Genomic DNA, 10,610 nt, shown 5'->3' on the forward strand with positions numbered 1-10,610 from the left:
TTGTTGAACTTGCCACCAAACATTTGTATTGATCTTTACTCTGGCGCTAGAGTATTTTCTCGACTCGAAGATGAGTGCCCTCGGGCGTTACAAACAAAAAAGGTGATAGACAATGACCATCATAGCGGACGCCGACAACAGCCTGCTGCGCAATCTGCGCGAAATCTCTACCCGCCAAAATATCTCGGCAGCGCTTGCCGACTATCTTGAAACTTATTTCGCCGACGCCGACATCGCCAGCTTTGACGACGCCAGTCCTGAAGAGTTGCACGGCGCGGCGCTTCAGCACCATCGCCTCGGCCTCTTGCGCCCTCCCGGGGAGGCCGCCATTGCCTTCTACACCCCCGATTTTGACCGCCATGGCTGGCATTCGCCGCATGCTGTGATCGACATCGTTACCGACGACATGCCCTTTCTTGTCGACTCGATCACGATGACCATCTATCGTCATGGTCTGAGCATTCATAAACTGATGCACCCGCTGCTCGGCGTTGAGCGCGACGCGGCCGGCACGCTACTCAGATGTGCCGAACGTGGCAGCGCTGGCATTCCAACCGAATCCTGGATTCATCTCGAAATTGATCGTATCAGTGATGCCAAGCAAATCGAGGCCTTGCGCGCCGACATCGTCGAGCACCTGGCTGACGTTCGCGCAGCTGTTGAAGACCATCTGACGATGCGTGAGAAGGTCGTTTCGGTAATCGCCGATCTGCAAAGTTGGCCAAATCCCGAAAACAAGGAGATTGCCGAATTTCTAAATTGGATAGCCGCTGAGAATTTCGTCTTTCTCGGTTACACGCACTATCACGCCGACACTGCGGCAGGCGAACTGAAGCGGGCAGCGGACGGCGGTCTTGGTCTGCTGCGCAGAACCGACCACCCGCGCTTCGGCCGCTGCCTGGAGGGCATCCCGGGCAATCTGGCCGAAATTGCTCGTATGCCTTCTGCACTGACGCTGGTCAAGGCCGACGGCCACTCAACCGTACATCGCCCGATCTATCTCGATTTCATCGGCGTGCTCTATCGCGACGCGGCTGGAAACATTCTCGGCGAACACGTATTCGTCGGCCTTTATGCCATGCACGTCTATCATGTGTCGACCAATGACATTCCCGTGGTGCGCAGCAAGGTCGCGGCGGTACGTTCAGCCTGTGGTTTCGCCCCCGGCAGCTACCGGGACAAGGCACTAATCAACGTGCTTGAAACCTATCCGCGGGAAGAGTTGATCGAGATTGGCGCTGATGATCTGCTACGCATCGCCAGCGGCATTGTCATGCTGCAAGAACATCCGCGAGTCCGTGTTTTTCTGCGCAACGATAACTGGGGGCGCTATGTCTCGGCGCTGGTCTACATGTCGCGCGACCGCCTGGATACCTCTGTGCGGCGACGCATCACGGCACTGCTTGGCGAGACGCTGCACGCCGAAAGTATCGATTTCTTCCTGATGGTCGGCGAATCTCGGCTGGCGCGCCTGCACCTGATCGCCCGCATGCCGGCCGGCACCCGCTATGATTATGACGCCGTGTTTTTCGAGCGCGAAGTCGCGCGCATCGTTCGCGGCTGGCACGACGAACTACAGCAAAACCTGATCGAGCACTGCGGCGAGGAGCACGGTAACACCTTGCTCCGCCGTTACGCCATGGCTTTGCCTCTGGCCTATCAGGACCAGGTACCGCCGACTTCCGCCGTCTCCGACCTGGAACGGCTTGAAGTGGCTGAAAAGAGTGCACGCATCGAGGTCAAGCTCAATGCGCCTTACGGCGATGACGGCTCACACCAGCACATCAAGCTGTTCCTGAAAGGTTTCCCGCGACCGCTCTCGGCAGTCTTGCCGGTGTTTGACAACATGGGTGTGACGGTGCTCTTTGAGCAGCCATTCAAGCTTATCGGCAGCGAGGTGCACATCGCCGACTTCGCCGTTCGTTTGCCACGCGCCGACGCGCTCGATAACGAAGCGACCCGTCGTGCTTTTGTCGAATTGCTCGAAAGGCTGCTGCGCGACGAGGCCGAGAATGACGGCTTCAACCGCCTGGTGCTGCTTGCCGGACTCGACGATCCACGCATCACCATTCTGCGCGCTTATGGCCGCTATCTGCGCCAGGCCGGACTACCCTTCAGCCAGGTCTATATTGAGCGCTGTCTGGCCACCCAGCCACATATCGCCCGTCTGCTCGCCGATCTCTTCGCAGCGCGACTCTCGCCCAAGGGTGACGAGGCTCGCGTCGAAGCGATCGGCAGCGAACTTTCTGCCGCCCTGGCGCAAGTGAGCAATCTTGACGACGATCGCATTCTCTCCGGCTTCCGCACGGCCATTGAGGCCACGCTGCGCACCAATGCCTGGCAGACAGGCGCTGACGGCAAGGCCAAGGGGTATCTGTCGTTCAAGATCTCATCAAAACTCATTCCTTTCCTGCCCAAGCCGGTGCCGCTCTACGAAATCTTCGTCTACAGCCCGCGCATGGAAGGCATCCACCTGCGTGGCGCTCGCGTCGCGCGCGGTGGTTTGCGCTGGTCGGACCGCATGGAGGACTTTCGCACCGAGGTGCTGGGCCTGGTTAAGGCCCAGACGGCCAAGAACGCCGTAATCGTTCCGCTAGGTTCGAAGGGAGGGTTCGTCTGCAAGCGGCTGCCGCCGGTCAGTGAGCGCGACGCTTACCAGGCTGAAGGCATCGCCTGCTACTCGACACTGATCCGCGGCATGCTTGACCTCACCGACAACCTGGTCAACGGCCAGGTGGTGCCGCCCAAGGACGTTCGCCGCCGCGATGTCGATGATACTTACCTGGTCGTGGCGGCTGACAAAGGCACGGCTTCCTTTTCCGACATCGCCAACGGCATCGCCATTGAATACGGATTTTGGCTCGGCGACGCATTTGCCTCCGGCGGCTCCGTCGGTTACGACCACAAGAAGATGGGCATTACCGCCCGCGGCGCCTGGGAAGCAGTCAAACGCCACTTCCGCGAGCTGGGTCGCGATATCCAGAGCGAACCCTTCACGGTTGTCGGCATCGGTGACATGGCCGGCGACGTCTTTGGTAACGGCATGCTGCTTTCGCAGCAGATCCGCCTGATCGCCGCTTTCGACCACAGCCACATTTTCCTCGATCCGAGCCCCGACGCCGCCAAGAGCTTTGTCGAACGGCAACGGATGTTCGCGCTGCCGCGCTCATCCTGGGAAGACTTCGACAAATCCCTGATCTCCGCTGGCGGAGGAGTCTGGTCACGGAGTATGAAGCGCATCCCGCTCTCGCCGCCGGTGCGCCAATGGCTCGGTGTCACAGTCGCGGAGATGGCGCCGAACGAACTGATCAACGCCATTCTCAAAGCGCCGATCGACCTCCTCTACAACGGTGGTATCGGCACCTATGTCAAGGCCAGCAGCCAGAGCCACCAAGACGCTAACGACCGTGGCAACGACGTGTTGCGTGTTGATGCCACGGAACTGCATGCCAAGGTAATCGGCGAAGGCGGCAACCTCGGCCTGACGCAGAAGGGGCGGATCGAATTCGCGCTTGCCGGCGGTCGCCTCTACACCGACGCCATCGACAACTCGGCCGGTGTCGACTGCTCCGACCACGAGGTCAATATCAAGATCCTGCTTTCCGGCCTGGTCGCCAGCGGTGACATGACCACCAAGCAACGCGATCTGTTGTTGGCGTCGATGACCGACGACGTCGGCCATCTGGTGCTCACCGATAACTATCAGCAGACCGGGGCGATCTCGCTCGAAGCCGCTGCCGGGTCCGAGCTGCTCAACGCTCACGCGCAACTGATCCGCAGCCTTGAGGCCACGGGCACACTCAATCGCAGCATCGAATTCCTGCCCGATGACAAAGCGCTCGCCGAACGGGCGCAGATGCGCCTGGGCTTGACGCCCCCCGAAATTTCCGTCCTCCTGGCCTATGCCAAGATCACGCTAAAGGAGACTATCCTCGCCTCGTCCTTGCCCGATGCGCCAGAACTCCAGCAGTTGCTGGTCGACTATTTCCCGACGGCGCTTGTTCGTCAGTGTGGCGAGCAGCTCGTCGCGCACCCGCTGCGACGCGAGATCATTACCACGCAACTGGTCAATCGCCTGGTCAACCGGATGGGGACGAGTTTCGTCATGCAAACCGTCGATGAGACCGGTGCCGATACAACGCGCGTCGCGGCGGCTTGGTACGCAGCGAGCGAATTGCTCGCTGCTGAAGCGTCGTGGCGCGAGCTGGAGGCGCTCGATCTCAAGGCCCCGGTGCCCCAGCAACTGGCGCTGATGGCTGCCTTGCGCGAGATGGTTGCTGCGGCCACCTGCCAGATTCTTGCTGCGCAAACGGCCGGCGAGACGATCGCCAGCAGCGTTGATCGCTACCGTGCGGCGGTAAGCAACGCTATTGCCAGCGCCGGCCAGGGCCAGTCCGGTAGCGCCGCCCTGGCCGCGCAACTTGAAGCGCGTAGCGCCATTGTCGGAGTTTTCGAACTTGTCGATCTGGCACGTTCTACTCAGTGGCCCCTGAACGAGGTGGCTGCCGCCTGCACACGACTTGACGCGAATCTCGATTTAAACTGGCTCGGCACCGCCGTCGCCCGACTACCGGCCGGCAACCGCTGGCAGGCCCGTGCTCGGGCGCAACTGGCCAGCGAACTGCGCACGCTGCGGCAAAAACTGCTGCAGCGTAGTCCCGGCGAGCCACAGGATGCACTTGGCGCGGCACGCAACGTGGTTGACGAACTAAAACGCAACGCGCCGCAAGATCTGGCCATGCTCTCGGCCGGCCTCGCCGAGATCAGGCGGCTGCTTGAAGTATGACAAGCTCGTTGATTCACCTTTGCGGTGAGGCTTTGTATGCTTCAGACCAGTCCGAACCAGCCGAGCAGGGCGCCGGTGGCGAGCAGCCACAGCAGGTGGATCCTGCTGCTCCCGATCATCAGCGCGGTGGCCGCAGTCAACAGCCAGAGCGGCCAGTCCTGAGCCGGGTCTTTGTGTGCGCTGGCGAGAATCCAGCCGGTGGCGATCAGAAGCGCAATCACGATCGGGCTCATGCCCTGCTTGAATGCACGCACTGAGCGTAAGTTACGGTTGCGGTATCCCCAGCGCGCACTCAGATAGGTCAGTGTCGTGCTCGGCAGCAAAATGCCGGTCATGGTGAGCAAAACGCCGAGCAGGGCGCTCGGCAGGCCGCCGGCGTTGATGCCGATATTCCAGCCCATCAGGGCAACGAACAGGATGTTCGGCCCCGGAGAGGCCTGGGCGATGGCGATCGAGGCGTTGAACTGGGCGTCGTTCAGCCAGTGTTGCTGATCGACCAGATAACGGTGCATCTCCGGCAGTGTGGTAATGGCCCCGCCCACCGATAGGAAGGACAGCGCCAGGTAGTGTGCGAAGAGGTTAAGCCAGTCGCTCCAGTGCAGTGCCAGGACAGGGGTTGCACTCACGGTTCAAGCTTGCGGTAGGCCAGCAGGCAGCCCGTCGTACCCAGTCCGATCAGCGCGTAGGCCAACGGCCAGCGCAACAGGGCAATGCCGATAAAACAAACGCTGCCCAGCGCAATACACACCGGAATGCCGAGGGGACTGGATTTCAAGGCCGTGGACAATTTGAGACCGGTGGCAATGATCAGGCCGGCGGCCACCGCCCCCATGCCACGCAGGGCGCCAATAACGTTGGGATGGCTGCCGTAGTGAGCGTAGGCCAGCGCCAGCAGCAAGACCAGCAGCAAGGGGATGGCCAGCAGGCCGGCCATGGCGGCCAGAGCGCCGGGCAGGCCGAAATGGCGCGCGCCGATCATCAGTGACAGGTTGATCACATTGGGTCCAGGCATGATCTGCGCAACCGCCCATTCCTCGACGAACTCCTCTTTCGTCATCCAGCGTTTTTTTCCCACCAGTTCCAGTTGCACAACCGCCAGCACGCCGCCAAAGCCTTGCAAGGCCAGCAGGGTGAACGAAGTAAAGAGATCGGTCAGTGACTGGGGCTGAAGATGGTTGTTCGTTTCCAAAGGATTTTGGCGCAGAGGGGAGAAGCCGTATTTTACCTTGCTCCGTTGCCGGCAAGGGCCCGGTATGGGCTGCACCGAGCTTTACGCGTGTGCTCTGGATGCTGGTCAATCCTGCAATAGATATTGCATGTGAATGCGGAAGGAATTAACCGTGGCCCCCATGTCGGCCAAGAGGGAGAAATAGCCCCAAAACAACCGCCCCTGAGCAAGTAATTCTGGAGAGCTATAAATCCGATTCAATCTGGAGTATTGGTTCTGGAAGTCATCGGTTATCTTCTTGACAACCTCTGGCGTAAACTCGAAGGGACGATTTTCCAAAAACATTTTGTGGATGGAATGGCGATAGCATTGCAACAACGCGGCGTAATCGAGTTGGACCTCCTCACCCCGAAGTCCGATTTTTTCCGTGGCATCAGCGAAGGTGGTCACGTCATTCTGAATCACCGCCAGGGTTTGTCGCCGCCATTGGCGAATGAATTCCGGCGGCCATTCCTTGCAAAATCCAAAATCGAGAAAGCAGACTTGACTATTCTTGAATAAATAATTCCCGGGGTGCGGGTCGGCCTGGAAGATGCCATGCGCCAACGAACTGGCGACGATCATCTCAGTAATCGTTTCCGCCGCCTGATCGATCTCCGGGCGAGTTGCCGTGGCCTTGAATTCCGCGTAGTTCTGCCCCTCCACATACTCCATGGTCAACACGTCTTCTGAGCAATACTCGGGATAAACGGCTGGAATGATGATGTGCGGATGCCCGGCAAAAATAGCTTGGAACCGGCGCATGAAATTCGCTTCTGCACGCAAATCACACTCACCCAGGAACAGCCGCCGCGCTTCATTAAAATTTTCCCGTACGTTTTGCACTCCCAACATGCCGGCAAGCAAGGGAAGAAGCATTCTCACAGCGAACAAATCGGACTTGACGATTCGTTCTATCCCCGGATAGCGCACCTTTACGCAGACGCGCTGGCCATCTTTAAGCCGTGCCAAATGGATTTGGCTGATGCTGGCGGAAGCCAAGGGAACGTCGTGCCATTCGGCGAATAATTCATCCGGGTCCTTGCCCAGGGATGAACGAATCACCGTGCGTATTCTCTTGCTCGACAAAGGCGGCGATTTGTACTGGAGCTCTTTCAGAAATTGTTGAATCGCGGGAGGTAGGCCAACATCCACGTAGCTCAAGGTTTGACCAATCTTGATCAATGGCCCCTTGAGTGGCCCGACGGTGGCGCGAAAATGGCGCACCAGAACGCTCAGCAGTTGCGACTGCAATTTCTTGTAATCCCATGGTTTATGAAAGAGACCACGCGCATAGGCCACGTAGGCGCGTAGCGCGTGTAGAAAAAACAGTCCCAATACAAGCCAGCGCGAGAGTAAATGGATCTGCAGCCGGTTTAACTTGGGTAGATTGTTGAACTCCTGCATGCGTACGTCGGCAGACGTGAAAAACCATACCGGGTGATTCGGTGCGTTTTCACTTTCTTGGTAAAGGGCATCGAGCACCACCCGATAATTTTCTTCAATCACTCGCCGACGTAGTTTTAGATTTGCGGTCATTTCCCCTTTGAGCACTGAAAAAGCGCGATTGAATACCAATATCCCCAGAGGCTGGGAAAGCGGCGTCAACCCGCTTGCCTGGCCTTGCAGGGCCTTGATGATCTGCTGTTGCAGGGGCGTTGTGAGTTCCCCGCTTGTTGTGTTATCCAGGGCCTTCATATCAACCGTCACTAGAAGTGCCGGCCCCTTTCGTTGATGGCCGAAGATGACCGCTTGGTCTACGAAAGGCAGTTCTTTAAAGTGTTGCTCAATTGGGCTCGGTGCCAATCGCCGTCCAGTGGATGTCTTGATGAAGTCTGAGCGCCGGCCGAGAAGCTTCAGGAATCCCCCGCGCTCCCATTGTCCTTCGTCGCCGGTTCGGTAATAAGCGCCTTGGAAGAGCGCTGCATCCCGCTCCTGTTTCCAATAGCCGGCAAAAAGGCTGGGGCCCTTCACCAGCACTTCCTGATTCGGGCCGATCTCTACCTCATTGGGCAATAGGGGACGGCCCGTGGTTCCGAAGGAAAAAACGTGGGGGCGGTTCATGGCAATCGGAATGGCGTTTTCGCTGGTGCCGTAGGCCTCGAGGGTCAACAGGCCGATTCCCCAGAAAAACTCCATTGTTTTAGGATTGAGCGGCGCCGCACCCGACACCAGGTAGCGCAGTCGTCCGCCGAACTGACGGCGCACGGCCTTTAACACAATGACATCAAGCACCCAATACAAGGGCCAAAACAGAAAGCGCAGCGGATTCCCTCGCTGCTGACACGTCCGATAGGCAGCGCCAACGCTTTGGCTGCAACGAAAGAGCGCCCGTACCGCCCATGGTTTGGCAGCTAACGCCGTGCGAATGCCCGCCTCCAGCTTTTCGTAAAAGCGCGGCACCCCAATCAATAGCTCCGGTTGAACTATGGGCAGGCTCTCCAGCAACTGGCTGGGATGCGCAATGAAATTGATTACCGCCCCGCGCTCGATTGCGCAGAGGTTCACCATGCGTTGAAACAAGTTGGAAAGCGGTAGCCAGCACAAGGATTGGAATCCTTCCGGCAGGTCGCGGTACGCCCGCGCGATGGCGCGTACCGCGTGCGTCAGTTGCCGGTGGGTGTAGGGAATACCCTTGGCTTCTCCGGTCGTGCCCGAAGTAAAAATAATGGTCGCCAAATCATTGGCGCGAGGCCAGGACAGCTTTGATAAGTCCGCCACGGAATCGTTCAGCAAATGGTGCAGCGGTATTATTTTTCCCCTTGGTTTTGTCACAGGATGATCAGTCAACAGGATGATGAACAGCGTGTCGTCGGAGAAGAGCGAGGACCAGTCCTCGACGATCGTTGCGTTTTGAACCACCCAGGCGCGGATATCACTTTGCCGGGCGGCGATGCGCACGCGCTCCGGCGCGTCGTGAAGATCCAGGCCGACTACCACGCCCCCGGCCAAAAGCACCGCCAAGTGCAGCAATTCCCATGCCGGATCCACGGCGGCCAAAAACCCTACCCGCTCACCGTGCTCTAGCCCCTGCGCCCGTAAGGCCAAGGCCAGAGTTTGCACTTGCGCCCAGACCTGGCCATAAGTTTGTGCCGCCTCGCCCCGTTTGCGGGACTCCAATCCCCAAAAAGCCGGTAGTTCCGGGGATCGCTCTGCCCGACGCTGTAGCCGCTCCGGCAAGGTTTGCAGTCGTCGCGACGAATCTGTGATGTTGACCGATGGGGGCAGGATTTCCTGGATGAATTGCCCAAATCTCTGCCGCGCGTCATAGGCCGAAAAACCTTGCGCCAGAGCGACAGCGCGGGCTTTGAATTGGGGCTCAGCCAACATCTTCACGACAGTTGCCACCACCTCGACGACGGTGGTTTGATCTGCCCGAAGGGAAAGACCCGCCCCCCATCGCTCAATAGCCTCCATGGCCAGGAATTGGTCTGAATTTGCCGGCAGCCCCATCACCGGCGTCCCCACCGACAGCGCCTGATAAGCCGCCGTGCTGCCGCCGCTGCATACGACTAAGGTCGCCGCCCGCGACGCTTCAAGGCCCGGCAGAAATTCCTCAACGTGCCCCCGATCTGAAGACGGTAACGAGAATCTGCCTGCCGTCGCGACCAGAAGTTGCACGTCCAATTCAGCCAAAGCGGCCACAATCTCCCGGCATTGGGGGACATCGTTGGACGACCCAAGGCTGACATACAGCGTCGGCCTTGCCGGGTCCGTCACCGGCAAAGCCGATGCGTGCGGGGGAGACCACAGAAGCGGCCCCAGGAAGCGGTGATTGGCGGGCAGATCCGCTAGCGGGATGAAATCCGGTATGTCGCAATACAAGGTCCAGTCGCCAAACGTGTGTAGCGCGTCAAAACCAGGCAAGGGCGCCAGACCGCGGCGTTGTCGAGCGCGGTTAAATGGCGCCAAGAATTTCCGCTCGAAAAAAGGTTGTACGAAAGGGTAAGTGCGTTCAATCAATTCATACGGCAGCAGGCGCTCTGCAATGTGCGGAGGAAATACATTGAATAACGCCGAGCGTTTATAAGCGGGGATCGGGAAAACCCTGTTTGTGCGATAGGGGCTCCAATAGGAATTATTAATATTGACTAGCGGAATCCCGGCCGATGGGGCGCTGATGCAAAGTGTAAAGCGCGTGTCATTGACGATAAGATCCGGCTGGATTTCCCGGATTAAGGCATCTTCTTCGGCGAGGTAGCTTGCCAGTTGTTCGTCATCGTACGCGGATTTATTCCCGCTGCTGGAGCTAATGAAAGCGTCATAGGAAATGCTTTCAATGGGCCAATAGGTGCAGCGCTCGTAGTTGAAATAAGTTTCGTAACGAAACGCGCAGGCAAAATGCAACTCGTATTGTGTCGGGTCCAGGGTATCGATGAAGGCCAATGGACGAGACACATGCGCCAGAGTAACGGCTTCAGCAAAGACCAATATCCTCGGCGGCCGATTCATGGGTTTTAGCTCCTCAGCTAATTCCTGGACAGTGTCGACTTTTCCGATTTTTTTCACGCGACCAATAGGCTGGCGGCCGAGGCCAGATCGTAACGGGTGTATTTGCTCGTTATTTTCTTGAGGCTGGGGTCCAATTGTGGAAGCGAGAAAAATGCCGGGATGGCC

General features: G+C 58.5%; 4 protein-coding genes. 1 reads left to right on the forward strand and 3 read right to left on the reverse strand.

What is annotated here, in order from left to right; translation table 11 throughout:
• Positions 1-112 precede the first annotated feature (112 nt).
• Positions 113-4,786: an NAD-glutamate dehydrogenase gene (locus tag Q1J43_RS01985; protein ID WP_301100639.1), complete on the forward strand. Its 4,674-nt coding sequence runs from the start codon at positions 113-115 to the stop codon at positions 4,784-4,786.
• 41 nt (positions 4,787-4,827) lie between these two features.
• Here Q1J43_RS01985 and Q1J43_RS01990 read toward each other — a convergent pair whose 3' ends face one another.
• The 3 genes from Q1J43_RS01990 to Q1J43_RS02000 all read right to left on the reverse strand — a co-directional run bounded on the left by Q1J43_RS01990 (position 4,828) and on the right by Q1J43_RS02000 (position 10,445).
• Entirely contained in the window at positions 4,828-5,412 is a 585-nt protein-coding gene (locus tag Q1J43_RS01990; protein WP_301100640.1) for a chromate transporter, read from the reverse strand.
• Positions 5,409-5,975, reverse strand: coding sequence for a chromate transporter (locus Q1J43_RS01995; RefSeq protein ID WP_301100641.1), 567 nt, complete (start codon positions 5,973-5,975; stop codon positions 5,409-5,411). Before Q1J43_RS01995 ends, Q1J43_RS01990 begins: the two co-directional genes overlap by 4 nt.
• Before the next feature lie 105 nt (positions 5,976-6,080).
• Positions 6,081-10,445, reverse strand: a complete 4,365-nt coding sequence (locus Q1J43_RS02000; protein ID WP_301100642.1) for an AarF/UbiB family protein — start codon at positions 10,443-10,445, stop codon at positions 6,081-6,083.
• Positions 10,446-10,610: the final 165 nt, after the last annotated feature.

It is taken from the genome of Propionivibrio sp., from assembly GCF_029255185.1.
Lineage (GTDB): Bacteria > Pseudomonadota > Gammaproteobacteria > Burkholderiales > Rhodocyclaceae > Propionivibrio.

Bases quoted from the DNA above. Each gene is read 5' to 3' on its own strand.
- Q1J43_RS01985 (WP_301100639.1), top strand. From the start codon at position 113: ATGACCATCATAGCGGACGCCGACAACAGCCTGCTGCGCAATCTGCGC.
- Q1J43_RS02000 (WP_301100642.1), bottom strand. From the start codon at position 10,445: ATGAATCGGCCGCCGAGGATATTGGTCTTTGCTGAAGCCGTTACTCTG.